This is a genomic window from Treponema succinifaciens DSM 2489, from assembly GCF_000195275.1.
GTDB lineage: Bacteria > Spirochaetota > Spirochaetia > Treponematales > Treponemataceae > Treponema_D > Treponema_D succinifaciens.
Genome location: NC_015385.1, coordinates 148,974 through 175,001 on the forward strand (window position 1 = coordinate 148,974; position 26,028 = coordinate 175,001).

26 protein-coding genes are annotated in these 26,028 nt (G+C 39.3%); 18 read left to right on the forward strand and 8 right to left on the reverse strand.

Annotation, left to right across the window (positions count from 1 at the left end; all coding sequences use genetic code 11):
* The first annotated feature begins 1 nt into the window (after position 1).
* The 8 genes from TRESU_RS00715 to nrdG are packed head-to-tail and all read left to right on the forward strand — an operon-like array spanning position 2 to position 9,957.
* Positions 2-1,825 (forward strand): ABC transporter substrate-binding protein, encoded by a 1,824-nt coding sequence (locus TRESU_RS00715; protein WP_013700414.1) that lies wholly within the window; start codon positions 2-4, stop codon positions 1,823-1,825.
* Between the two features lie 10 nt (positions 1,826-1,835).
* Positions 1,836-2,930, forward strand: coding sequence for an ABC transporter permease (locus tag TRESU_RS00720; RefSeq protein ID WP_013700415.1), 1,095 nt, complete (start codon positions 1,836-1,838; stop codon positions 2,928-2,930).
* 16 nt (positions 2,931-2,946) lie between these two features.
* Positions 2,947-3,924, forward strand: a complete 978-nt coding sequence (locus tag TRESU_RS00725) for an LEA/WHy family protein (RefSeq protein WP_013700416.1) — start codon at positions 2,947-2,949, stop codon at positions 3,922-3,924.
* 6 nt (positions 3,925-3,930) lie between these two features.
* The gene (locus TRESU_RS00730; protein ID WP_013700417.1) at positions 3,931-6,009 is read left to right on the forward strand and encodes a dipeptide/oligopeptide/nickel ABC transporter permease/ATP-binding protein; all 2,079 of its coding nucleotides are present in this window, start codon (positions 3,931-3,933) and stop codon (positions 6,007-6,009) included.
* Positions 6,010-6,025: 16 nt separating this feature from the next.
* Positions 6,026-7,000 carry an oligopeptide/dipeptide ABC transporter ATP-binding protein gene (locus TRESU_RS00735; protein ID WP_013700418.1) on the forward strand — a complete coding sequence of 325 codons (975 nt, stop codon included), beginning with the start codon at positions 6,026-6,028 and terminating at the stop codon, positions 6,998-7,000.
* A gap of 30 nt (positions 7,001-7,030) precedes the next feature.
* A complete protein-coding gene (locus tag TRESU_RS00740) occupies positions 7,031-7,297 on the forward strand; it encodes a hypothetical protein (RefSeq protein ID WP_041611852.1) in 267 nt (88 codons plus the stop codon).
* A complete protein-coding gene (nrdD, locus tag TRESU_RS00745; protein WP_013700420.1) occupies positions 7,294-9,471 on the forward strand; it encodes an anaerobic ribonucleoside-triphosphate reductase in 2,178 nt (725 codons plus the stop codon). Before TRESU_RS00740 ends, nrdD begins: the two co-directional genes overlap by 4 nt.
* Positions 9,472-9,957, forward strand: a complete 486-nt coding sequence (nrdG, locus tag TRESU_RS00750; RefSeq protein WP_013700421.1) for an anaerobic ribonucleoside-triphosphate reductase activating protein — start codon at positions 9,472-9,474, stop codon at positions 9,955-9,957. It abuts the gene before it with no gap.
* A gap of 6 nt (positions 9,958-9,963) precedes the next feature.
* Here the strand turns inward: nrdG and TRESU_RS13955 are convergent, their stop codons facing one another.
* The 3 genes from TRESU_RS13955 to TRESU_RS00765 all read right to left on the reverse strand — a co-directional run bounded on the left by TRESU_RS13955 (position 9,964) and on the right by TRESU_RS00765 (position 11,783).
* Complete coding sequence (locus tag TRESU_RS13955) at positions 9,964-10,785, reverse strand: response regulator transcription factor (protein WP_052299471.1); 822 nt, start codon at positions 10,783-10,785, stop codon at positions 9,964-9,966.
* 235 nt (positions 10,786-11,020) lie between these two features.
* A complete protein-coding gene (locus TRESU_RS00760; protein WP_013700423.1) occupies positions 11,021-11,452 on the reverse strand; it encodes a type II toxin-antitoxin system VapC family toxin in 432 nt (143 codons plus the stop codon).
* A 58-nt stretch (positions 11,453-11,510) separates the two neighbouring features.
* Positions 11,511-11,783 carry a type II toxin-antitoxin system Phd/YefM family antitoxin gene (locus TRESU_RS00765; RefSeq protein ID WP_013700424.1) on the reverse strand — a complete coding sequence of 91 codons (273 nt, stop codon included), beginning with the start codon at positions 11,781-11,783 and terminating at the stop codon, positions 11,511-11,513.
* 273 nt (positions 11,784-12,056) lie between these two features.
* Here TRESU_RS00765 and TRESU_RS00770 point away from each other — a divergent pair, with 273 nt between their 5' ends.
* The 9 genes from TRESU_RS00770 to TRESU_RS00810 all read left to right on the forward strand — a co-directional run bounded on the left by TRESU_RS00770 (position 12,057) and on the right by TRESU_RS00810 (position 17,538).
* Entirely contained in the window at positions 12,057-12,176 is a 120-nt protein-coding gene (locus TRESU_RS00770) for a type II toxin-antitoxin system RelB/DinJ family antitoxin (RefSeq protein WP_013700425.1), read from the forward strand.
* Positions 12,177-12,223: 47 nt separating this feature from the next.
* Positions 12,224-12,580, forward strand: a complete 357-nt coding sequence (locus TRESU_RS00775; RefSeq protein WP_013700426.1) for a hypothetical protein — start codon at positions 12,224-12,226, stop codon at positions 12,578-12,580.
* Between the two features lie 130 nt (positions 12,581-12,710).
* On the forward strand, positions 12,711-13,127 hold the full coding sequence (locus tag TRESU_RS00780) for a hypothetical protein (RefSeq protein ID WP_013700427.1): 417 nt from the start codon (positions 12,711-12,713) through the stop codon (positions 13,125-13,127).
* A gap of 304 nt (positions 13,128-13,431) precedes the next feature.
* On the forward strand, positions 13,432-14,541 hold the full coding sequence (locus tag TRESU_RS13960) for a ribonuclease III domain-containing protein (RefSeq protein ID WP_013700428.1): 1,110 nt from the start codon (positions 13,432-13,434) through the stop codon (positions 14,539-14,541).
* Entirely contained in the window at positions 14,541-15,413 is an 873-nt protein-coding gene (locus tag TRESU_RS00790; RefSeq protein ID WP_013700429.1) for a competence protein CoiA family protein, read from the forward strand. The genes TRESU_RS13960 and TRESU_RS00790 overlap by 1 nt, the downstream gene beginning before the upstream one ends.
* A 2-nt stretch (positions 15,414-15,415) precedes the next feature.
* Complete coding sequence (locus TRESU_RS00795) at positions 15,416-16,021, forward strand: hypothetical protein (protein WP_013700430.1); 606 nt, start codon at positions 15,416-15,418, stop codon at positions 16,019-16,021.
* Between the two features lie 85 nt (positions 16,022-16,106).
* Entirely contained in the window at positions 16,107-16,487 is a 381-nt protein-coding gene (locus tag TRESU_RS00800; protein ID WP_013700431.1) for a PEGA domain-containing protein, read from the forward strand.
* Positions 16,480-16,854 (forward strand): hypothetical protein, encoded by a 375-nt coding sequence (locus TRESU_RS00805; RefSeq protein WP_013700432.1) that lies wholly within the window; start codon positions 16,480-16,482, stop codon positions 16,852-16,854. Before TRESU_RS00800 ends, TRESU_RS00805 begins: the two co-directional genes overlap by 8 nt.
* A 243-nt stretch (positions 16,855-17,097) precedes the next feature.
* Positions 17,098-17,538, forward strand: a complete 441-nt coding sequence (locus tag TRESU_RS00810) for a hypothetical protein (RefSeq protein ID WP_013700433.1) — start codon at positions 17,098-17,100, stop codon at positions 17,536-17,538.
* 142 nt (positions 17,539-17,680) lie between these two features.
* Here the strand turns inward: TRESU_RS00810 and TRESU_RS00815 are convergent, their stop codons facing one another.
* The 4 genes from TRESU_RS00815 to groL all read right to left on the reverse strand — a co-directional run bounded on the left by TRESU_RS00815 (position 17,681) and on the right by groL (position 22,093).
* Complete coding sequence (locus tag TRESU_RS00815; protein ID WP_013700434.1) at positions 17,681-18,124, reverse strand: hypothetical protein; 444 nt, start codon at positions 18,122-18,124, stop codon at positions 17,681-17,683.
* Entirely contained in the window at positions 18,102-18,584 is a 483-nt protein-coding gene (locus TRESU_RS00820) for a DUF3990 domain-containing protein (protein ID WP_013700435.1), read from the reverse strand. Before TRESU_RS00820 ends, TRESU_RS00815 begins: the two co-directional genes overlap by 23 nt.
* Positions 18,577-20,322, reverse strand: a complete 1,746-nt coding sequence (locus TRESU_RS00825) for an AMP-dependent synthetase/ligase (RefSeq protein WP_013700436.1) — start codon at positions 20,320-20,322, stop codon at positions 18,577-18,579. The genes TRESU_RS00820 and TRESU_RS00825 overlap by 8 nt, the downstream gene beginning before the upstream one ends.
* A 136-nt stretch (positions 20,323-20,458) precedes the next feature.
* A complete protein-coding gene (gene groL / locus TRESU_RS00830) occupies positions 20,459-22,093 on the reverse strand; it encodes a chaperonin GroEL (protein ID WP_013700437.1) in 1,635 nt (544 codons plus the stop codon).
* Positions 22,094-22,460: 367 nt separating this feature from the next.
* Between groL and pflB the strand changes: the two genes are divergently transcribed.
* On the forward strand, positions 22,461-24,758 hold the full coding sequence (gene pflB, locus TRESU_RS00835; RefSeq protein WP_013700438.1) for a formate C-acetyltransferase: 2,298 nt from the start codon (positions 22,461-22,463) through the stop codon (positions 24,756-24,758).
* 96 nt (positions 24,759-24,854) lie between these two features.
* Here pflB and TRESU_RS00840 read toward each other — a convergent pair whose 3' ends face one another.
* Positions 24,855-26,021 carry a hypothetical protein gene (locus TRESU_RS00840; protein ID WP_013700439.1) on the reverse strand — a complete coding sequence of 389 codons (1,167 nt, stop codon included), beginning with the start codon at positions 26,019-26,021 and terminating at the stop codon, positions 24,855-24,857.
* Positions 26,022-26,028: the final 7 nt, after the last annotated feature.

Here is a 26,028-nt window from a genome sequence, read left to right on the forward strand (position 1 = left end):
AATGAAAAAAACATTCGCTTTGTTTTTATGCGTCGGCTTGTTTTTTAGCTGCGGACAAAAATCTCCTGAAATGACACTTGAAGAAATCGCGGAATACAAAAAAAATTCAGGCTCGCTTCTTCTTGAAAAAACGCTATACAAACCATGGAAAGGCGGCGGTTTTGCAGACGGAACAGAAGGAGGCGAATGGTTTTCTTCAATAAGCGCAGATCCAAAAACTTTCAACCAGTATATTGCAGAACGCGATGCAGAAAGCGCAGGAATTATAAACCAGACTTTGGATTCGCTTGTGGACTATGACAATGCTGAAAAAAAATGGTTTCCAAAAGCGGCATTCTTTGAAGTAGAAACCAACAAGAAAAAAAACACGCTAACCGTCCATTACACTTTGCGTGAAAATCTTTACTGGACTTGGTACGGCTCAGATAAAAAAGTTCCTGTAACTTCTGATGATGTTGTTTTCTGGTACAACGAAATTGCAGGAGACCCGGCATTCCAAAGCTCAGGCTATAGCGGACAGTTTGTTTCTATGCCAGACGGAACTTCCGCGCGCATTGAATGTGTAAAAATAAACAACAGGCAGTTTGACTTTGTCTTTCCGCGGATTATAGCAGATCCGCTTCTTGCCACAAACATGAGTTTCTGTCCGTCTTTTATCTATAAAAAAGCAAAAGAAGAAAAAGGCGCAGAAGGTGTAAAAGACTTATTCAAGGCTTCGTGCAATGTCCGTGAAATTCCTTCAATGGGAAGATGGTACATAGCTGAATATATTCCGGGCCAGAGAATCGTGTACAAAAAAAATCCGTACTACTGGGAAAAAGACTCGCAAGGAAAAACCACAACTTACATAGACACAAAAACAGTTCAAATTGTAGGAAATCCGCGGACTGAATATCTTTTATTCAAGCAGGGAAAAATGGAATCCTATTCGCCAGTTCCGGAAGAAGTTGACGCTGTGATAAACGGACAAAAAGATTCTTACAAAGTCTTCCGCTCGGAAGGTTCAATCGGAACTGCAATGTGGACGTTCAATCAGAATCCAAAAAACAGAGGAAAAAATTTCTACAGCTGGTTTACAAAAAAAGAATTCCGCCAGGCAATGAGTTGCCTTTTAAATCGTGAAAGAATAATTGCACAGACTTACCGCGGACTTGCCGAACCAAAATACAATTTTTTTCCAAGCGTGAATCCGTACTACAACGAAGAAATCACGCTGAAATACAGATTCGACAAGGAAATGTCTTTACGACTTTTGTCAAAAATCGGAATAAACCAAGATTCAAACGGCACAATGCGCGATGCCTTTGGAAACGAAATTTCATTTGACCTTGCAATCCCTTCATCCAGCGCAACCTCAAATGACATGGCGCAAATTGTAGCGGACGAATGTTCAAGTGTAGGAATAACCGTGAATGTGCGTCAGGTTGATTTTCAAAAACTGATTGAGCTTTTGACTTCAACTTATGACTGGCAGTCGGTGTTCATCGGTCTTGGCGCAAATATTTTTCCAACGCAAGGAAGCAATGTCTGGCCTTCAAGCGGAAATTTGCATCTTTGGTATCCAGAGCAAAAAACTCCGGCAACTGAATGGGAAGCTAGAATCGACCACCTTTACAACGAAGGCTCTTTTACAAACGATTTCAATCAGGCAAAAAAAATTTGGGACGAATATCAGTCCATTATTCTTGAGCAATGCCCGATAATTTATCTTGTAAGCATGAAAACTTTTTTTGCGCTTCAAGGCAAATGGGATATTTCAAATTTTTTTTATGACAACATGAACGGAGCAATGACGGAACGGATTTTCTTGTCGCAGATTCAGTAAGGGAAAAAATATGGAAGCATTTTTAAAAAAACTTTGGGAAACAATTTCTTTTCCTTGGAACTACTTAAAAAAGCAAAGTCCCCTCGCATCTTTTATAACTGGAAGAATTGCAACAATGGCGGCTCTTCTTTTTATTTTGGGGCTTGCAATGTTCGCGCTCATGGAACTTGCTCCCGGAGACATAGTTGACCAGATGATGACGCAGCAAATCGCATCTTCCATGAATTCAACTTCGGTTTCATCATCGCAGATTTCAAAGGACAACAGCTTTACAACAGACCAAGGCCAGCAGCTTAGAAAAGAACTGGGACTGGACAAACCGTTTTATTCTCAATATATGGACTGGCTAAAAAGAGTTTTTGTAAATCACGATCTTGGAATCAGTCTGATTTCCAGAACACCGGTAAGCTTTTTGATTTTATCGCGGCTTAAAAATTCAATAGTTTTGAATTTGATTTCGCTTGTTTTTATCACGTCGTTTTCTTTTTTGCTCGGAGTTTATTTTTCTAGCAAAGCCGGAACAAGAACTGACGTGGCGGCAACTTTTTTCGCGCTTTTTTTTCATGCTTTCCCGGGAATTTTGCTTTTGATTCTTTTGCAGCTTTTTGCATCTATAACAGGACTTTTTCCAGTAACAGGCTATCCGAATTTTCCATTCTCTGAAAATCCTATGAAATTTTCATTCAGCTATGTTCATCATATTTTTCTTCCGTTGCTTGCCTCTTTTCTTGGAGGAGTTGGAGGAACTATGAGAATGATCCGCTCAACGATGCTAGACCAGATGGGACTTCCTTACATAATGGCTCTTCGTTCACGCGGAATTTGCGAGCGCAGAATTTACTTGAACCATGCTTTTAAAAACACGCTCAATCCGTATATAACAGGCAGCGCAAATCTTCTTGCAAGCCTTTTCAGCGGAAGCTTGATCTTGGAAATAATTTTTTCGTATCCGGGAATAGGCAGGCTGATGTACGAAGCTGTAACCCAGCAGGATGTAAATCTTGTTCTGGCAAACAGCATGTTTGTTTCCGCGCTGGTTCTTGCCGGAATGATTATTTCAGACATCACGCTTGCAATTGTAGATCCTAGAATCAGATATAAATAATTTTTTGGAGTGCTTTATGAAAAAACTTTTAGTTACCATTGCAGCAAGCGCACTGCTTGCTTTTGTTCAGATTTCCTGCTCAACGAACAAGATTCCCACGGAAATTCCAAAGCCGTCGGTTTCATTCAATTCAATTTCATTTGTTTCGCTCGATTTGGAAGGAATAACTTTAAAGTGCGACTATGCAATCAAAAACCCTTACCCGGTTTCACTTTCACTTGCAAAACTTGCGGCGGACATAACTTGCAACGGTGAAGCTTTTACAACTTTGACCGCAGACGAAGGAATTTCACTTTCAGCAAAATCCACAAAAGAAAATTCGTTCAACTTTAAAATTCCTTACGATTCAATTTTGAACTTTGCAAAAACTTTCAAGTCTGAAAAAACACTTCCATTCAAGATAGCGGGAAATGCGACAATCGACAACATTCCGCTGATTTCTTCAATAACATTGCCGTTTTCAAAAGACTTTGACGTTCCTGTATTCAAGCCAAGCTTTTCATTTTCAAGTCCAAAAGTTGTTCTGCCGACTGCAAAAGAAATTATTTCATCTTTTACAAAAAGCGGAATTTCGGCGGTAAAAGCAGCAAGCGCGGCAACTTCACTGGCTTCAGGAAAACCGATTGCAGAAAATTTGCTCGACAACGTGAACATGGACGTAAAAATAAATTTCAACTTGAATGTAAAAAATGAAGGCGGCGCAGACTGGAAGTACATTTTAAATTCATGCAAAATCAGTTCAGGCGGAAAAGAACTTACAGAGCTTGACGTTGCCCAAAACGAAATAAATTCCGCAGATGGAACAATCCCGCTCACAGCCACAATCAACACAATTACAGCCGGAAAATTTATTACTCAGATTATAAACAAGTCCGGAACAAATCCGACATTCGCGCTTAAAAGCGGCATTTCATTTCCGCAGTTAAAATCAGTAACTTTGCCTTTGTCTTGCTCAAAAGAAATTCCGCTAAGCAAATTTGCCATTGGAAAATAAAACAAAATGAAGCAGCTTTTTAAATATATTACAGGACGACCAGTTGCGCTTGCCTCTTTAATCGTGATTGCCATGATTTACATTGTCATGATTTTTGCTGAATTTTTTGCTCCGTATTCAGCAACTGCATCTTTTTCGGAAGATACTTTTCATCCTGCAAATATTGAGCTGACTTCCAAAGGTTTAAAAGTCCGTGAATTCAGAGTTCTGGAAAGCACAACTTGGCATTACGCAAAGGTAAAGGATTTGCGGCACAACCTAAAATTTTTTGTGCATGGACATAAATACAAAGTCCTTGGAATTATTCCGTGCGACCTTCATCTTTTTGGAACAGAGCCTGATTCAAATGGAAACCAATATCCGGTATTCTTAATCGGAGCAGACAATTTAGGACGAGACCTTTTTTCAAGAATCGTATACGGAAGCAGAATTTCACTTACGATTGGATTTATTGCAAGCGCAGTTTCATTAGTTCTTGCAATAATTTTCGGCGGACTCGCAGGATTTTACGGCGGCTCAACTGACTGGTTCATAATGCGGTTCAGCGAATTTTTTATGCTCATTCCTAGCCTTTACCTGATTCTTTTTTTACGCTCGCTTTTAAACACAAACATGGATTCTGGAACTTCCTACATGGTCATCACTGTAATTCTTTCTCTTGTAGGTTGGCCGGGAAGCGCGCGGACTTTACGCGGAATGATCCATTCAATTAAACGCGAAGAATTTATTCAGAACGCAGTCCTTGAAGGAACTCCATCGCTTGTAATAATTTTCAAATATATAATTCCGCAGATTGCAAGCCTTCTTATTGTAAGCACAACGCTTTCGATTCCGGGCTTTATTATGAGCGAAACAACACTTTCGTATCTTGGGCTTGGAATAAATGATCCTGCGGTAAGCTGGGGCTCGCTTATAAACCGCGACATTTCCACGTTGAACAATCTCAAAAATTTCCCGTGGCTCTTAACTCCTGTTTGGATATTGCTTGCCGTAACGCTTGCATTCAACTTTTTGGGCGACAGTTTGCGCGATTTTTATGATCCGTTTCATTCAGTCTTTCCAACTTGGAAAAAAAGGCGGCTTGAAAAGAAAATCAAGACGCATCCTGCTCAATGCGAATTTTCAATGGCGGAACTTCAGCGTTCATTTTTAACCGTGCAAAATCTTTTTGTAACTTTTGATATTACAACAGGAAACAAAAATATTCAGATTCAGGCTGTACGCGGCGTAACTTTTTCAATGAAGCGCGGAGAAATTCTTGGAATTGTCGGAGAAAGCGGCTCAGGAAAATCAGTTTCCACAACGGCGATTTCAGGACTTTTGCCGGGAAACGCTTTTGTTGAAGGCAGAATTTTCTTTAAAGGCATCGAGCTTACTTCACTTTCGCAAGATCAGTTCAGGGAATTGCGCGGAAGAAAAATCGGCTGTATCTTTCAAGAACCCGGACGCTCGTTTGATCCGCTCCAAAGCATAGGAAATGTTTTTGCGGAAACTTTAAAAAATTCAGAGCCAGAACTTTCAAAAGAAGAATGCAAAAAACGCGCTGTGGAGCTTTTAAATGAAGTCGGACTTCCAGACGCAGAAAAACGCCTAAAGAATTTTCCGCACCAGTTTTCAGGAGGACAGCTTCAAAGAATCAGCATTGCGCTTTCTTTGGCTCAAGGCTGCGACCTTCTTATTGCGGACGAGCCTACAACTGCGCTCGATGTTACAATTCAGGCGCAAATTGTGGAACTTTTGGCAGACTTAAGAAACAAGCGCGGACTTTCAATAATTTTTATAAGCCACAACATTGACCTTGTAGCTTTACTTTGCGACAATATAATCGTAATGTACGGCGGGCTAATCATGGAAAAAGGAACTTCCGCCCAAATCATAAAAAATCCGCGGCATCCATATACAAAGGCGCTTTTAGCTTCCACGCCAAAATTCGGAAGCCACTACACAGAACAAGAACTTTCTTCTATTCCGGGAAGAGTTACAGATCCGGCTTCACCTGTACCCGGATGTCCGTTTGCTCCAAGATGCGGCTTTAAAAAAGATGAATGCGAAAAAGAAAACTTCAGATGCTACAAAATGATATAAAAAGGACTGCTTTTATATGAAAAAAGATATAATATTATATACTGAAAACTTGCAGAAACACTTTGGGCTTGACGCAGGATTCTTTGCAAAAAAAAACAAGCAAGTCTATGCGGTAAACGGAGTTTCATTTGAAATCGAGCGCGGAAAAACCTACGGACTTGTAGGCGAAAGCGGCTGTGGAAAAACAACAACAGCCCGGCTTTTAGTAAGAATGTACAATGCCGATTCTGGAAAAATATATTTCAATCCGCAGGAAAAAACAGAACCTATTGAAGTCGCAAATCTGGACAAAAAAGCTCTTTCCGCATATAGGGAAAAAGTAAAATACATTTTTCAAGACCCTTCACGCTCAATGAATCCACGCATGACAATTGCAAGCATTTTATCATCGCCTTTAAAATATTCATCGCATTGGCAGGGAAAAGAGCAGGCACGTGAAAAAGCCACCGAGTTGCTTGAAGAAATCGGGCTAGACAAAGCGGATTTGGACAGACGACCGCAGGAATTTTCAGGCGGACAAAGGCAGCGCATTTCAATTGCACGCGGGCTGATTCTTGAGCCGGAACTTCTGATTTGCGATGAAGTTGTAAGCGCACTGGATGTTTCTGTTCAGGCGCAAATTCTGAATCTTTTGCAGGATTTAAGGAAAAAACGCGGACTTTCATTTTTGTTTATTGCCCACGATTTAAAAGTTTCCTGCTATTTTTGCGACACAATCGGTGTAATGTACCGCGGAATGATTGTAGAAGAAGCCGAGGCAAAAGACCTTTACAAGGAAGCCTTGCATCCGTACACGCAGACACTTTTTGCCGGAGCAGGCGGAAAATTTCAAGTTGAAAAAACAGGCGAAATGAAAACATTGCTGGAAAACCTTTCTGGCTGCCCGTTTGCCCACAGATGCCCAAGAGCGCAAGAAAAATGCCGTTCTGAAATTCCGCCTTTAAAGCAGCTTTCAGAAAACCATAAAGTGCGCTGTTTTTTTATAGAATAGGCTCTAAAAACGCCTTAATACTATAAAAGTATGATAATTCAACTGATTATGCGGAATTTTTGGAATTATTTTCGTTTTTGTACCCTTATTTTTAAAGATTTTCCCTTAATTCCGCAGTTAAAAAAATCAAAAAAAATCTGCCCCCAAGAATCACGCATAAACCGCCTGTTTATAGAATTCTTAAATTTATACAAAAAGCTCTTTTTATTGACTGAAAACACTACTGCTAGTATACTAAAGGCAGTTGTAACACCATATATAGACAAGGGTGCTAAAAAAAAAGAGGGAAAAGCATGAAAATCATCAAAAGAAGTGGTGCGGAAGCTATTTACGACCGCAATAAAATTTCAACGGCAATAAGAAAGGCAAACGTGCAGGTAAGAGAATCACATCGCCTTAAAGAAAGCCAGATTGAATCCATTGTTGATGATATTGAAATCGAATGCCATAATTCAGGACATGCGCTTAATGTTGAAGACATTCAAGACCTCGTTGAAAACGGAATTATGCAAAATGGTGCTTACGAAGTTGCCAAGCTTTACATAACCTACCGCTACCGCCATCAGCTTTTGCGCAAAGAAAATACAACCGACCAGCAAATAATGAGCCTCCTTGAAGAAAACAACGAAGAAGTCAAGCAGGAAAATTCAAATAAAAATCCGACTGTAGTTTCTGTCCAGCGCGACTATATGGCTGGAGAAGTCAGCAAGGACATTACACGCCGTTTTCTTTTGGATCCGGATATTTGCAAAGCCCATGACGAAGGAATCATACATTTTCATGATGCGGACTATTTTGCACAGCACATGCACAACTGCGACCTTGTAAACCTTGAGGATATGTTACAAAACGGAACTGTAATCAGCGGAACAAAAATCGACCGTCCGCATTCTTTTTCAACAGCCTGCAATATAGCCACACAGATTATAGCGCAAGTCGCCAGCTGTCAGTACGGCGGACAAAGCATTACGCTCACTCATCTTGCTCCGTTTGTAGACGTAAGCCGCAAAAAAATCATGGCGGAAACAACAGAACTCATAAAAGCCACAGGACTTCAGGTTTCTTCAGAGCAGTTTGATTATATGGTTGAACAGCGTGTAAAGGACGAAATCAAGCGCGGAGTCCAGACAATTCAGTATCAAGTTATAACCCTTATGACAACAAACGGCCAGGCTCCTTTTGTAACGGTTTTCATGTACTTGAACGAAGCGAAAAACGAGCAGGAAAAAGCCGACCTTGCGCTTATTATAGAAGAAGTTCTCAAGCAGCGTTATCAGGGAGTAAAAAACGAAAAAGGCGCCTGGATTACTCCTGCGTTCCCAAAACTTATTTATGTTCTTGAAAATGACAACGTGGAACAAGGCTCGCCATACTATTATCTTTCTGAACTTGCCGCAAAATGCACCGCGCGCAGAATGGTTCCAGACTACATAAGCGAAAAGAAAATGCTGGAGCTAAAAATCGACGCAAAAGGAAACGGAAACTGCTATCCTTGCATGGGCTGCCGTTCATTTTTAACGCCTTACCTGGACTTGACTGGAAAGCCAAAATACTACGGAAGATTCAATCAGGGAGTTGTAACGCTGAACCTTGTTGATGTAGCCTGCTCTTCTGGCGGAGATATGATGAAATTCAATCAGCTTCTTCAGGAACGCCTTGAACTTTGCCACAGAGCGCTTAGAATCCGCCACGAACGCCTTCTTGGAACAAAATCTGATGCCGCACCAATTCTATGGCAAAACGGAGCTTTGGCAAGATTAAAGAAAGGCGAAGTTATCGACAAACTTTTGTACAACGGATATTCAACAATTTCCCTTGGATATGCTGGACTTTGTGAATGCGTTCGCTACATGACTGGAAAATCACACACAGATCCAGATGCAAAGCCTTTTGCGCTCAATGTAATGAAAGCCTTAAACGAAGCCTGCAAAAAATGGAAGGAAGCCGAGCATATTGACTATTCCGTCTATGGAACTCCACTTGAAAGCACAACTTACAAATTTGCAAAGTGCCTCAAAAAAAGATTCGGAATAATTGAAGGCGTTACAGACAAAAACTACATCACAAACAGCTACCACGTAAATGTAACAGAAAAAATCGACGCATTTACAAAGCTTTCGTTTGAATCTGAATTCCAAAGACTTTCGCCGGGCGGAGCTGTAAGCTATGTTGAAGTTCCGAACATGGAAAACAACATTCCGGCTGTAATGGCTCTCTTAAAGCACATTTACAACAACATAATGTATGCCGAGCTGAACACAAAAAGCGACTTCTGCCAGAAATGCGGCTACACAGGCGAAATTCAAATTGCAACAGACGGCGACGGAAAATTAATCTGGGAATGTCCAAACTGCAAAAATCACGATCAGGCCACAATGAACGTTGCAAGAAGAACCTGCGGTTACATCGGAACACAATACTGGAATCAGGGACGCACACAGGAAATAAAAGAGCGTGTGCTGCATTTGTAAATGTACTACGGAGAAATTAAAAAATTCGACATTTCAAACGGAGAAGGTGTTAGAGTTTCCATCTTTGTTTCAGGATGCAGAGTTCATTGTCCGGGCTGCTTTAACAAATGCACTTGGGATTTTCAGTACGGAAAACTTTTTACAGAAGAAACAGAAAACGAAATAACCGAAGCTCTTTCAAAGGAATTTATTTCGGGACTTACAGTTCTTGGAGGAGAGCCTTTCGAACCTGAAAACCAGGAAGTTCTTGCGCCGTTTTTATCAAAAGTAAAAAAAATGTTTCCCAAGAAAACAATCTGGTGCTACACAGGCTACGTTTACGACAAGGACATTCTTCCTTCCGACGGAAAAAAACACTGCGCCTTTACAGAGCAATTTTTAAGCCGCATCGATGTTCTTGTGGACGGACCTTTTATAGAAGAACTCAAAGACATTTCTCTGCAATTCCGCGGCTCAAGAAATCAGCGCATCCTTCATTTAAAATAAATTCAGCTACAAACTCATAACAGACTGAATCCATTCGCTTCTGCTTTTTACGCCGAATTTTTCATATATATGCTGAATATGAGTTGCAACCGTGCTAGTGGCAATAAAAAGCTCCTTTGCAATCTGCTTGTTAGTCTGATTCTTTAGCAAAAGCTCGGCAATTTCAATTTCCCTTGACGACAAGCCGAATTTTTTATAGGCACAAATTCTGTTTTCTTTTGAATCAGCGGCAGAAGCAAACGGCAAGTCTGAATTCAATTTGCTTCCAGAAGAAATTTCCGCCGTCTTGTTTATAAAATCCGTGATTGTCCTTGCAAAATCTTTTTTCACATTTACTTTTAATGACAAAATCGAATAGACTTTTAAAAGCAGTTCCGTTTGCGAAAAAGGCTTGAAAATATAATCCACCGCTCCTTCCTTGATTGAAACTCTCCGAAGTTTGGAATCCTGCACGCCCGTTAAAAACAAAAATGGAATTGTTTTTAGCTTTTCGTCCCTGCGGCAAATTTCAAAAAAAGCCTTTCCATCCATAACTGGCATAACCATATCCGAAATTATCAAATCGGGAATTTCTTCCTTTATTTTTTCAAGAGCATCCTTTCCATTGCAAGCGGCAAAAAACGTGCAGTAAGGCTTGAACATATTTTGAATATTTTCCAAAAGTGAAAGATTGTCTTCCACGCAAAGAATTTTTACGCCTTGCATTATCTGCAAAAAGTCATAATTTTGAAGCGCGGAAACATTCAGTTCAGGCTCATTTTCATAAAAAAGCCGCCTTTTTTGAAGTCTGTTAATAACTTCTAGGACAGCCCCGACAAAACAATTCAAACCTGATAATGACAGAAAAAATTGAACTGGATAATAATTCTTAAACGGCTGTTTTTACCAAAATTCAACGCTTAACTGAAGGAATACTTCCTAAGAGGCTAAGTGAGTATTCCTAAAGCCCTAAGTGAGTATTCCTAAGGCCTGAAGTAAGTATTCCTAAGAGCCTTAGAGAGTATTACTCAGGGTCTTAGGAAGTATCGCTACGGCTCTTAGGAAGTATTCCTTCAGTTTTGAATTATTCAACAGAAAACCAGTCTTCCATACGTAAAAAAGAGCGTTCTGCGGCTTCAGCAAAATCTGTTGTATTGTGTGTTACAAGAACCATTCCGTTTGCAATTGCGGTTGCGGCAATCTGTGTGTCGCAGTATGGAAGAGATCTTCCTTCTTTTGAGCATTTTCCTGAAAGCTGACCGCATATTCCTGCTGCAAAATCGTCGTAGGGAATTATCTCAAATTCTTCTTTGTATTCAACAAGACATTCTTCAATATAAGTTTTGCGTTTTCCGTCGGGCATTCTTTCAAGTCCATAGATAAGTTCCTGCCAGGTAATGGCGGAAATTGCGCAGAAATTTTTTCTTGCCTCATATAAAGCAATCACGTTTTGGTTCGGATGTTCCTTTGAGAACTCGGATATGATATTTGTATCAAGAAGATATATTTTTTTCATTTTTCCTCCGTAAGTGATTCTTATTATATTTGTGTGTGAACAAATCTTCAGTACTTAATTATTCCTCGAAAATTACTCTGTTCGGGTCAGCATAAACTTTTGGTCCGAGAGGAATTCCTTCATCGCTTAGAACATCCGCATACTTTTCCTTCAGTTTGTTAATCCGGGCAATTAAAGACGGTTTTTCATCTTTGTGTTTATATTCCTCGTAGCTGATAATCACCGCAACCGGCTTGTCGTACCTTGTAAGCTCAACAGGTTCACCGCTTTCCGCAATCTTTACGAAATTTGAAAGATTGTTCCGCGCGTCATAAATTGAAGTTCTACACATAGTTTCCTCCTGCGATATAATGAAATGTCATCTTTGCTCTTGACCCGAAAATCTAAAGTAATATTTTGCCAAATGAGTTTTTTAGAAACACAACGGAGCAGTTCTGGCAATGACAGTTTGTAAGTAAAACAATAACATTGCTCTGCTTTATAGTCAACATTAAAAATTATAGCCAACATTTTTTTGAGGTGAGATATTTGAAAACATATTAATTGCAATTTTATATATTTTTGTATTACATTTGTAGTACAAAAATATTCTGGAGATTGTTATATGGCAATGACAGTTCTTCAAACCAGAGTTGACTCAGAAACAAAACTTGCAGCTGAAAATCTTTTTAGTTCATTGGGACTTGATATTACAACTGCAATCCGTTTATTTTTACGTTGTTGAAGTTGCTTTCCATTGATTTTAAAAAGTCCGTATTTTATTCTGACTCTATGAAAAAATTCATTTTGCTGTTACTTTTATTTTTATCATTGAGTTCCTGCACTATAGCCCGCAGTAAAAATAAAGCTAAAGTTTCATCTGGTGATTTAGAAGCATCAACAACTGCTGAAAAATATTATGTTTCCAACAGCTATCATTTTATGTTGAATTGTCCTGATTTTATAGGCAAAGCCATGAATTATGCCTGGCAGGAATATTCCGGGGTTACCGTTCCTGCACTAGTTTATCCATCAAATTATTGTTTAAAAAAAGACAAGTATTCTTCTCCGTATTTGGAATTCGCCAATATTTCTGCAAAAAAAAATCACGCAGGCGGAAATATTTTTTTTCAGCACAGGAAATCCTGATTATACAAGTCTGCTTGTCAAGCTCGATTTGATTCCTGGCGGTTGTTCTGAGGTCAGTCTGACAGACTCATTTTTAGGAGAGAATGAATACCGGTTGGATAAAATTGATTTTTACTTTCAGGATGAAACCATGCTCTCATTTTCTGCGGCTGATTTTTTTCATTTTCATTATCCGGAGCTTGCGGCTTTTGACTTGTCCGGTTCAGAAACCTTTTTTCTAAAAGGAAATGAGGGATATTTTTACTTGATAATAAAAAACCGCAAATCAGGCGATGAAAACGCAGGATTTTTCAGACTGGGCATTACCAAAGAAAATGGCGAAGAAACAATTGTTGAAAAAGGTGTTTCCTACAACAGTGAGGACAATACTTATTCATATAGACTATGGGATGACATGGCAATTGAAGATTTTTGTTTTGCAAAAAAAGTTAATGTTGAATTCCGCTCTACAGATGGCAAAATAATATCAGAGGAAATTACAGATTCAGAACAGCTGGAAAAAATAAGCTTATGGGTAGCCGCGTTCTGTTATTTTGGTTTGAGATAAGGAAGAAGAGCTTGTACAAAAACAAAAGACAAGAATTTTTAAGAAACAGTTTTTTGTTTTTGTACATTTTCTCCTTGACAATCCCCGATTTTCGCATAGAATACAAATCATAGGCACAAGCAAAACAGAAAATACTTGTTCTAAAATCAGTTTGGTTGTCATGTCTTGATGCAAGTTAAGCGTAGCAAACAGATTCTTCTTAGTTCTCTTATTTCCAGTTTTCTTAAATCCTAATTATTCAAACATTTTTATTTTCTCATGCAGACAGGATTATTGTGCCCAAATTCTTTTTTAGGAGCATTTTATGAACAGACAGGACATCGGCTTTGTCCAGAGCAGCATCAACTATCAGTTTAAAAATTTGCAGCTGCTTGAGCAGGCATTCACGCGCAAGTCTTATTCGGAGGAGCATCCGGAACTTCAGAACAACGAGGTTCTTGAATTCTACGGAGACGAAATTCTTGATTTTTTTGTTACGAAGATGATGTACAAAAGATTTTCAAGAATTCTCAACAATGAGCTTGTATCGGAAAAAAACGAGGGCGAGCTTACAAAACTGAAATCGATTCTAGTGAGTAAGGAAAGTCTTGCGCGCTGCATGTACAATATCGGGTTTTCAAAGTTTCTATATCTTGGAAAAAGCGATGAAAAAAATGAAGTGTACAAAAGCAAGTCCGTAAACGAAGATTTGTTCGAGGCGATAATCGGGGCGGTTGCCGCTGACTGCGACTGGAACTATGAAAAACTTGAAAAAGTCTGCCGGACAATGCTGGATATGGAAACAACGAACGGCTACCTTGCTTTGCTTGTCAAGGAAAAATCTCACCGGCTTGGATTCGGAGAGCCTTGCTATCGTCCTTTCGCATGGCAGACAGACAATCCTGAAGACTGGCAATCGGACAATCTTTTCAATATGGGAATCGGATTTGGCGGCTTTGGAAGCACATCAAAAAATCCTAAAACCGGGAAGCATGAATACGGAATCCAAGTTGGAGAAAATAAATTCACAGGAATTGGCGACGGAATTGCCCAGGCAAAACTTAACGCGGAACAGAAAGCCTACCATTTTCTTATTCAGGAAGAAATAAAACAGCAGTTCCAGAATCTTGACTACACAAATCCGGCAAGCACGCTTCACGAGCTATTCCAGAAAAAAGTGATTATGGAAGTGCGCTACGAATTCAACGAATACCACGATGAGAACGGAAATCCAATCTGGAACTGCAAGGCGATTCTCGAAGGCTACGGAACATTTGAAGCCGACAACGCATCAAAAAAGCAGGTAAAACAAGATGCTTCGTTGAAACTCCTGAAATTCATAGCCAAAACAAAAATCGAGCAGACCGAAAAATGGGAAATACCGACATTCTATCACGGAATGGCGAGAATCTGGCACGATGAGGGGAAAATATAATGAACAAAAACTATATCCTGATGGCTGTGAATAAAGCCGGAAAAAATGTATATATCGATGAAGTTCCGAACGGAAAACAGTGCGGCTGTTTCTGCAAGGAATGTGGCGGCGAGCTTGTTGCAAAGAACAACGGCAAAATAAAAGTCCATCACTTTGCGCATGCAACCGGAAACGACAGCATACAATGCTCTCAGACTGCGCTTCATATTCTTGCAAAAGAAATTATCGCAGAAGAAAGGTGTGTGGCTATTCCAAGAAGCGGAAAAATTGAATTTTATTCAGCAGATAAAGTCGAGCTTGAAAAATCTTTAGGCGATATAATTCCAGATGTTTTTGCTACTGTAAAAGGTAGAGCTTTCATGGTGGAAATTCTTGTAAGCCATGCAATTGATGAAGAAAAACTTGATAAAATCAAAGAACACAGAATTTCTTGCATTGAAATAGACTTATCAGGAAAAACATTCGAGTCAAAAGAAGATGTGAGAGCCGCATTAAATAATCCATGCAATATGAAAATCATTTATGATGATAACAGCCGCCTGATTCAAGAAAGAAAAGAAATTTTATTGAATTACGGATTAAAGCTAAAAATTTACCGTGGCGGAATTGTTATTTGTCCAAAATTGTGTAGTTATGTTCCGACCTATTTTTGTGAAGATTGTGTTTTTGGTTGCAAAGAAAACAATAGCTTTATGAGGTGTGGATTTATTTTGCCGCTTGTGTTAAAACCGAATCTTAGAGTGGTATTTAATATTATTCTAAAAAACAATACTGTTATGTTTGATGATGAAGCCAAAAGGTATAACGACAGTCATTTTGGCTGGAAAGCAACCGAGGCTGTTCAAAGAGCATATATTTCAAGGAGTTTTTGACTATGAAAAAACTGATTTCAATTTTTACTTTGCTGTTTATTTATTCGCTTTCTGTTTTTGCAGGACCGTTCGGGCTGGATATGGGAATGACGATTGAAGACGTTACTAAAGCCTGCGGCGGAAACGAGCCGGAATATATTTCGGACGACAGATACTACATCCAGCCGGTAAAATCGCATCCGCTTTTTGAAGGATACGTCGTCTGGATTAGCGAAACGGAAGGTTTATATTATATAAAAGGAATAAGTCGCGAGATTCAGGCAAACAGTTACGGAACGGAAGTCAAACAGGAATTTGCAAAACTGCTTTCTCCTCTTGAACGAAAATACGGAAACTTTGAGATAATTGACGAGATTGTTTCAGATGATGTGCTTCCATATAAATTGAAACAAGATAGCTGGATGTTGACAATTGCGGAAGGCTCAAGAATTTGTGAGGCACATTGGTCTGTTAGTGAGGACGACTTTGAGAAATTCGGCGGATTGACAACAATTTCTGTCGGAGTAAAAACGCAAGCGACATATATTACCAGCAAAGCATACATTTGGATTGAATACGGTTTTGCAAATGCAGCTGATGGCTTTGACAACTTGGATGATGTGCTGTAAATGATAGTTGAAATTTATTTCAGTTCTTGACAAAGTGTCGGGGGGGGGTACACTGTTTTTAACTTTATTGGATAAGGAGTAAAAAATGAAGTTTAAGAAATTTTTTGTAAGCTTTATTTCAGGCTTAACATTAGTTGTTATGTGTTCATCTTGTGTTTCATCAACAAGAGTTAATTTTAACACAGATGTTGATGGGGCAACAGTATATGTGGATGGAGAAGAGATTGGAACAACTCCAGCTCAAATAAAACTGAGCAATGCTGTATGGGAAAATCCAGATGTTGTAATAAAAAAAGATGGATATAGAGATTTGTATACAGAATTAAATAAAGAAGTCAAAGGTGTTAACTTGGTATGCGGTTTATTGCTTTGGTGGCCTTCTTTGCTGTGGGTTTATGGTCCAAAGAAAAATCAAAATTATATGTTGTCTCCTCTTCCTGTAGTTCAAGACACAATAAATGAATAAAATATATATATTGCTGTTTTTCTTATTTTCTGTTTTTTTGTTCTCTTGCAATAAGCTTAATTCTATATATGGGAAATGGGAAGACAGTAATAGAATTCTTGAATTCAGTGAGTATGGGGATTTTACTCTTGAGTTTAAGAATTCAAATTTAGTGAAAGGGTTTCGTGGTAGAGCATTAAAAAAGAAAAACATAATGATTATGTTTTTTGAGGAGTTTAAGGATTCTAATAATGAATGGCTTTACACAGATGGAACTGATTTAGAAGATTACAAAGAAATCTTATTTATTTCTTTTGAAGATGAAAAACTTGTTACTCAAATAAAGTCAACTAATAAAAAATTTATATATACAAGAATTATTGATTAATTTCATTTCTTAATTTTTTATCATAATTTGTAACACTTTTATATCCTGAATATTAAAATCTGCTTCAAAAGATTATCCAGTCAAGCTGGATAATGACATCAAATATAGCGTGTCTTTGTTGCTGATTCTGCACAGAATGTTACTGGAAAAGCAATTTATATTCTAAAATAAACTGTTTAGTGTTATTTTGCCAATTCACTGTGCTGGTGGTATAATATTCGCACTTTATTAGAAGGAGTAAATATGAAATTATCAAGAAAATCAAAGGTCGTATTGGTTTTGCTTATGGTTGCGGCCTCTGCTTGTTTTGCTCAGAAATGGAAAGGTCTTGTAAAAGGAATTGAAAGAAGAGTGGGCGGAAAGAACAATTCACAGCAGACAACTGAATCAACTGGAAAAGAAGATATGCCTAACTTGCCTGGTTTTAATACTAATGTTGACACTGGTCCACGCAATATAAAGAACTATAAATCAAAAAGACCAGCCAAAATCCCAAATGAGCCTTATCTTCAGGAAATGGCGAAAAAGAATGATAATGCAGAAAAGGCTCTAAAGAAAGAAGATTTTAAAAGAGCGTATGAGCTTTTTAATACACCTATTAAAGCTAAAGCCACAGAAAAAATATATGATGATTATGATGGACTGGGAAAGAGATCTTTCAAGTTGGATTCATTCCTTTTATGAAGATCCAAATTATCAGGGAGAAAAATAATCTCATTTGGCTTTTTCATAAAAATCTAAAAATAAATGCCGTGCTGGAAAATGCGTTTAAATGCAAAATCCGGCACGTTTTTTTTTCTGTAAAAACTTTCACGGAAATAATATTCTATTCCAGCAGTCTTCCTGCCTTGTAGGATTCTTCAAGATAACTTGGGTTTTGATAGTAAAGGTCTGTGTTGAAGTTTGAAATTTGGTCGCTTATAAACGAATTGAACAGCTTGATTAAAGTTTCTTCTTCTGTTCCTGGAGCGGCAAGGTCTTCTATCATTATGCAGTAAAGTTTTCCTATGTCCTGAAATCCGGGCAACGTGTACTTGCAGTTTTTTACAGTTTCAAAGTCGCCATCTGGAATTTTGTAATCCCTGATTATTTCATCGCTTACTTGCTCAAACGAGAGGCAGTGATTTACAGGTGCGGCATAGAGCTGCTTGTGAACACCTTTTTTTCCAAGCGCATTGACAACAGTTCCGCGGCGGTTCTTTGTTTTTCTGGCAATAAATTCAATCAGCGCACAAACATAAAAAAAATCATTCCTCTGTTCTTCGGTCATATACAATCTCGCTTTTTTTGAAATTAAGGCAGTTTAATGCCGACAATGTATGGAAGCTTATTTGGTGCGTAGGATGCTTGAATTCTGCAAGCACCCAAAACTGTTTTTTTGTAATTGTGCCTTTTATAAAATCGTTAACGTAATTCCAAACTGTGTCGTTTGCCATCGGTCCTTCTACAATATCGTAATTGTGAGTTTTTCCGCTTCGGCAATGGGCAATGAATTCAAGCCATTCATCATTCATTTCATCGAATTTTAAAATTGAAAGAGATTCATCGGCAGTATAATCAAAAAAATTTATTACAGGCTTTTCATTGTTTCTGTTTGCCCAGCGAACGGCTTGCTTCCAGTTGTTTGTGCAATAAAATCCCCATGAAAAATCTTTTGTGTATAAACTTTTTCGGATTTCTGGAAACTGCACAATTTCTTTGCCTGCATGATATAATATGCTTTTATTCATTGCTAGATATTTTTCCTCGTTTTACTTTTTGGGTTGTGGTCATTTCGAGCGGCTGTTCTAGCATTGTGATTTTTGAGATGCGGGCGTAAGGCTGAAGCTCCTTGTTTACTTTTGAGATTATTTTTTCAATTTCTGATTTTACTGATTCGTCTAGCGGAGAAGCTTCTCTGTTTATATTCAGTCTTGCAAAAAGGTCGTCGCTGGCATAGACAAGGGCTTCGATTTGCTCGCTTTTTGTTGCTTTGTCTGCAATGTAGCCGCGCACTGTGATTTGTGCTATGTCTGTAAAAAGCTGGAATGCGTTTTCAATTTCTTCCGGATAAACGTTTTTGCCACCTTCTGTAACAATCATGTTTTTTACGCGTCCTGCAAGAATAAGGTAGCCTTCGCTGTCTAGATTTCCAAGATCGCCGGTTTTAAAGAATCCGTCTGGAGTAAAAACTTTTGCGGTTTCTTCTTCCATGTTGTAGTAGCCTTTAAAAACCATCGGACCTTTTACCGCTACTTCTCCGATTCCATCCGCAGAAGGCTCAAGAATTTTCATTTCCATGTACGGAAAGAAATACTGACCGACACTTTCAATTTTAAAGCGGCTTATCGGGTTCAATGCGATAATCGGGCTTGTTTCTGTAAGTCCGTAGCCTTGCACAAAGTCGATACCCATTTCGTTGTAGATTTTGAACACGCTTGAAGCAAGAGGTCCGCCGCCACAGATTGCAATTCTTAGCGACTGAATATTTGCTTGTTTTAGCACGCTTTTAAAAAGTGTCTTGCCGGGATTTACTTTGAAAACTTTTTTTATTATGTAGGAAATCCACATCATGGCATGGATTGCGCCGTTTACAAGCGGGCCTTTCGCCTTGATTCCTTTCATTATTCCTGCGAGCAGCTTATTGAACAAAAGCGGAACGCCAAGCAGCATTGTGATTTGTCCTTCGCGAAGTTCTTTCATTAGCCGGGAAACAGCCATGCTTTTTCCGAATACGATTTCAGCTCCTACGGAAAGGCTTTCTATGAAAACCGCCTGCATTGTGTAAGCGTGATGAATCGGAAGGAGCGCGTAAAAAACATCAGTTGAAAAAATGTCCATGCGGGTCTGCGCGATATATGCATCGCTTACAAGATTTTTGTGGGTGAGCATTACGCCTTTTGGATTTCCTGTTGTTCCGCTTGTAAAAAGAATTGCCGCAAGATCATCTTCTTTTGCGCTTCGGAAATCATGTTCAATTGAATTGGGCTTTAAGCTGTAAACGTATTTTTCTGGAAACTTAGGGCTGAGCGAATAAACTTTGTATTCAGCATTTTGTGCGTCAAAGGTTGGAAACTTTTCTTCATCAACAAAAAAGAATTTTGGCTTGGCTGTGTTCAAAAGATTTTTGATTTCCTCTTCATGGAGAGCGTAATCTATAGGACAGATTGTAGCTCCGGCGGCAAGAGATGCGAGGAATACAAGTCCCCATTGTGGAGAGTTTTTTCCGCTTACTGCGATTCTGTCTCCTTTTTGAATTCCTTTTTCTGTAAGCCAGGAAGCAAGTTCCTTGACTTTTTGTTCTACCTGTGAATATGAAAGAGTGTTTTTTGAGCCGCCTTCGCCTTCAAAATCTGTAAAGCAAGGTCTTTCTGGAAATCGCTTTGTTGTTATAAAAAACATTTCGGGAACTGTTGGCCATTCTCCTGAAAAGTCGCTGTCTTTGTATTTGCTTAAAAAATCCCAAGGTGTCTTTGTGGTTGTCTGCATAGTCTATTCTCCAGAAAATAAGAGTAATTTATAATGATATATTCTATCACGAAATATGGTTTATTTAAAACAAAAAACGGCCGCAACCGTTTATTGGTCGCAGCCGCATTTCTAGCTTTAAAGTTTGGAATTGCTATTAGTACATTCCGCCCATTCCATCCATGCTCGCCTGTGGAGCAACTGGTGCTGGAGGTTCAGGAATATCTGTGATAGCACATTCTGTTGTGAGCAGCATTCCAGCTACAGAAGCAGCATTCTGGAGAGCGCATCTTGTAACTTTTGCCGGGTCGATGATTCCAGCTTCCATCATGTTTACCCATTCGCCTGTAGCGGCATTGTAGCCAACACCTTTCTTTTCTGCCTTTGCCTTGTCAGCAATTACAGCTCCGTCTACACCTGCGTTTTCTGCAATCTGGCGAATAGGCTCTTCCAAGGCTCTCTTTATAATCTGGAAACCAACTTTTTCATCTCCAGTAAGATTTTCTTTTTCCGCGTCAAGAACTTTGCTTGCTTCGATGAGTGCAAGTCCGCCGCCTGAAACAATTCCTTCTTCCAAGGCCGCTCTTGTTGCTGCGAGAGTATCTTCAACACGGAATTTCTTTTCCTTCATTTCTGTTTCTGTGATTGCACCGATGTTGATTACAGCTACACCGCCAGAAAGTTTTGCAAGGCGTTCCTTGAGTTTTTCCTTGTCGTAGTCAGAAGTTGACTTTTCAATCTGATTCTTGATTTCTGCAACACGGTCAGCGATTGCCTTTTTGTCTCCGGCTCCATCAACCAAAGTTGTGTTGTCCTTGTCGATTTTTACAGACTTAACCTGTCCAAGGTCTGCAAGTTCTGTTGATTCAAGCTTAAGTCCAAGGTCTTTTGTGATTACTTTTCCGCCTGTGAGGATTGCGATGTCCTGAAGCATTTCCTTTCTTCTGTCGCCGAATCCTGGAGCTTTTACAGCGCAGCATTTGAGAGTTCCGCGGATTGAGTTTACAACCAAAGTTGCAAGAGCTTCACCGTCAAGGTCTTCAGAAATAATGATTAAAGGCTTTCCTGTCTGGGCAACTTTTTCAAGAACAGGAAGAAGATCTTTCATTGTGCTGATTTTTTCGTCATAAATAAGGACGTAAGCGTCGTTGTAGTTTACTTCCATGCGCTCGCGGTCATTTACAAAGTAAGAAGAAATATATCCACGGTCGAACTGCATTCCTTCTACAGTTTTTACAGTTGTATCCATGTTCTTGGATTCTTCAACTGTGATGACGCCGTCTTTTCCGACTTTTTCAATTGCGTCTGCAAGGATTTTACCAATTTCAGGGTCGTTGTTTGCAGAAATTGTGGCTACGTGAGTAATATCTTCGTTGCCTTTTACTGCGCGGCTGTTCTTTTTTACTTCTTCAACTGCGATTGCTGTCGCTTTGTCGATTCCGCGTTTGATTTCAATTGGTGTCATTCCTGCTGAAACTGCCTTGAGTCCTTCGCGTACAATTGCATAGGCAAGAACTGTTGCTGTTGTTGTTCCGTCTCCTGCTACATCGTTTGTCTTTGAGGAAACTTCGCGTACAAGCTGTGCTCCCATGTTTTCAAATGGATCTTTAAGCTCGATTTCTTTTGCAACTGAAACACCGTCTTTTGTGATTGTTGGTGCGCCGTATTTTTTGTCAAGCATAACCAAGCGTCCGCAAGGTCCTAATGTTACTTTTACTGCGCGGGCAATCTGCTCAACTCCGCTCAGCATTTTTTTGCGTGCATCTTCGCTGTAAACTAACTGTTTAGCCATGATTCTAACTCCTATTTTTATTGACTGTCTTGAAAAATCTAAAGACAGCTTAAAAATTTTATTTTATTGTAAATAAAGATACTAAAAATTATAAAAATCGACAATATTTTTTTTATTAAAACTTTTCTAATTTTGTTTATTTATCCTTATAATATAGAAGAAAGTTGGTATTTTTTAGAATAATTTATATTTTTTTTGTAAATCACTTGATATTTTTTATAATTGTATTATAATCATAATTGTAATAATTACAAATTATTAAATCGGGAATTGGACTGTCATTTTTGGCAATTGCATAAAAAAAAGCAATGGTCTATAATGCTTCCAGTTATTATAGTTGAATTTTTCAATGCAAAGAGGTTTTGAAATGAACATGAGAGCTGAATGGGAAGGTTTTAACCCAAAAGGTTTGTGGACAAGCGAAGTCAATGTTCGCGATTTTATTCAGGCTAACTATACTCAGTATAGCGGAGATGAGTCATTCTTGGCTGGACCTACAGCTGCCACAAGCAAGTTGTTCGATGAGCTCCAGAAGTTACAGAAAGCTGAGCATAATAAGAAATGTGTTGGTCTTGACGGAAAGGAAAGATCAGGCGTTCTTGATTTGGATACAGACGTTGTTACTAGCCTTACAGCTCATCAGGCTGGATATATTTGCCCGGAAGGAAAAGAACTTGAGCAGGTTGTAGGTCTTCAGACAGACAAACCTCTTAAGAGAGCGTTTATGCCTTATGGCGGAATCAGAATGGCTGAGCAGTGTCTTGAAATGTACGGTTACAAGCCAAATCCTGAGCTCCACAGAGTTTTCACAGAATATCATAAAACTCACTCAGACGCTGTATTTGAAGTTTATACTCCAGAAATCAGAAAAGCCCGCAAGGCTCACATTCTTACCGGTTTGCCTGATACTTATGGTCGCGGACGCATTGTAGGAGACTACCGCCGTGTTGCTCTTTACGGTATTGATTATCTCATCCAGTGCAAGGAGCAGGACAAGGCTAACTGCGGAAACGGCACAATGACAGATGATGTTATCCGTCTCCGTGAAGAAATTTCTGAGCAAATTAAGGCTCTCAAGGGAATCAAGGCAATGGCTGCGATTTACGGATATGATATTTCAAATCCTGCAAAGAATGCAAAAGAAGCTTTCCAGTGGCTTTATTTTGGCTACCTTGCCGCAATCAAGACACAGAACGGTGCTGCAATGTCTGTAGGACGCATTTCTACATTCCTTGACTGCTACATTGAGCGCGACTTGAAGAAAGGAATCCTTACAGAAGAAAAAGCACAGGAACTTGTTGACCATATTGTTATGAAGTTCCGCATGGTTCGCTTTGCACGTATTGAATCTTACAACCAGCTTTTCTCTGGCGACCCGATTTGGGCTACATTGGAAGTTGCGGGTCTCGGTCAAGATGGACGCGACATGGTTACAAAGAACGACTACCGCTTCCTCCACACATTGGAGAACATGGGACCAAGCCCGGAGCCAAACATGACAGTTCTCTATTCAAAGAGACTTCCAGAAAACTTCCGCCGCTATGCCGCAAAGATTTCTATTGACACATCTTCAATTCAGTATGAAAACGACGATGTAATGCGCCCAATCTGGGGAGATGACTACTCAATCTGCTGTTGTGTTTCTGCAACTCAGACAGGAAAAGAAATGCAGTTCTTTGGTGCGCGCGCAAACCTTGCAAAAGCACTTCTTTATGCAATCAACGGCGGAAAAGACGAGCCTGCAGGTCTTACACCTGGAGTTCAGGTTGGTCCGGAATTCGCTCCAATCACTTCTGATTATCTTGATTATGATGAAGTTATGCGCAAGTATGATGCTATGCTTGAATGGCTTGCAAGTCTTTATGTAAATACATTGAACGCAATCCATTATATGCACGACAAGTACTACTATGAGGCTGCCGAGCTTTCTCTTGAAGACACAAATCTTAAGAGAACATTTGCAACTGGAATCGCAGGATTCAGCCACGTAGTTGACTCACTTTCTGCAATCAAGTATGCAAAGGTAAAAGTAATCCGTGATGAAAGCGGACTTGCAAAGGACTTTGAAATTGAAGGCGACTTCCCACGCTACGGACAGGATGATGACCGCGCGGACGAAATTGCAACATGGCTTCTTAAAACTTTCATGTCAAAGATTGAAAAGAACCACACATACCGCAATGCTGAGCCTACAACTTCTATTCTTACAATTACTTCAAACGTTGTATACGGAAAGGCAACAGGCGCACTTCCAGACGGACGCAAAGCCGGCGAGCCATTCTCTCCTGGAGCTAACCCTTCTTACGGAGCTGAAACAAAAGGTCTTATCAAGTCTTTGAACTCTGTTGCAAAAGTTCCTTACAAATATGCTTTGGACGGAATTTCAAATACACAGACAATCAACCCGAATGCTCTTGGACACGATGAGAATGAGCGCATTTCTAACCTTGTAAACGTTTTGGATGGATACTTTGATCAGGGAGCACACCACTTGAACGTTAACGTGTTTGGAGTTGAAAAACTCAAGGACTGCCAGGCTCATCCTGATAAGCCAGAATATGCAAACTTCACAGTTCGTGTTTCTGGTTATGCAGTTCGCTTTATCAACCTTACAAAGGAACAGCAGGACGATGTTATTGCCCGCACTTGCCACGCAAGCCTCTAATGCTGACTTTTAAGACTGTATAAAAACGGCCGCTTTTGGTTTTCCAAAGGCGGCTTTTTTGTTATATAATGCTTTTTATTTTTTCTTCAAAAACATTTACCAGTTTTCAATCGCATTTCTTGGAACACGGACTTTTATATATGCTTTGCATGCTGAAGTGTCATAAAACTCATTTACTATTTCGTAAGGAAGTTGCGAGTTTGTTGCAGTGTCTGTATGCTGCGTAATATTTTTTATATGCTCACTTTTTTCATCTGACTGCGATGCCTGTGCAGAAGCAATTGTCTTTGAAGAAATTTCTAAAGACGAAATTGAAGAGAGCTCGCTTAATGCGTAAATTTTTGCAAGCTGAACGGCAGTTTCTTTGTCGCCCTTTTGTTTCGTTCCGCAGGCATAATAATAATCATTGTCTTTTTTTATTCCAAACTCATACCATTCGGGGATATTTTTATCTGGATAATATATTTCATATCCTGTTTTTGCAGGTTTCCAAAGCACTGACTGTGCGGTTTCTGTATGAGCTGAAATAGAATTTACAGTGGAGAATATATTCTGATTTTGGCTGCTTCCGTATCCACTGCCTGTTGTCGTTAAGGTTTTCAGGTCAAGTCCTCCTCCAGGTGAAAAAACACCTCTTGATTCAGATTCTATCGATGTGTTTGAACTTACCATTTGTCCCATGGAAATTTTTATTGTCTGGCTGTATCCGTTATAGAATGTTCCGTCGGCGTTTATAACTCCCGTGCCCCCTCCTTTGTAAACACCTTTTGCAACTTCTATTTCTATTTCGCTTCCCGATTTGTCTTTAAGCTTGTATTTTCCATCATAGGAACTGAATAGGGATTCCGCTCCTGTTCCGTGCCAAAGAAGAACGCAATGTTGTGTCAATAGATATGTTGTACTGTTTTCTTCAATTAGCATGCGGAAGTGCATTCTTCCGTCTTTTTCTGCATATCCATTTAGCGAAGGATTGCCTGGGCTTGATAGAGTCAAGTCGTCATTTACTTGTATGATAAAATTTAGTTCAGGCTCAAAGAACTGTGATTCCTTTACGAATACAGCTTGTCCATATCCTTTTCTGTCTATGTTTATGCTGTATTCTATTTCCGGCGAAATGAAGTCGTAGCTTTCCATTGTGCGCTCATAAGTATAGTAATATATTCCGTCCTTAAAAGAATGGTTTAAGGACTGCTCAAGATTATTTGGGGTTGATGTGCATGAAACAAGAAATGTCGCTAAAAAAATAAAACTGAATTTTTTCATAATATTT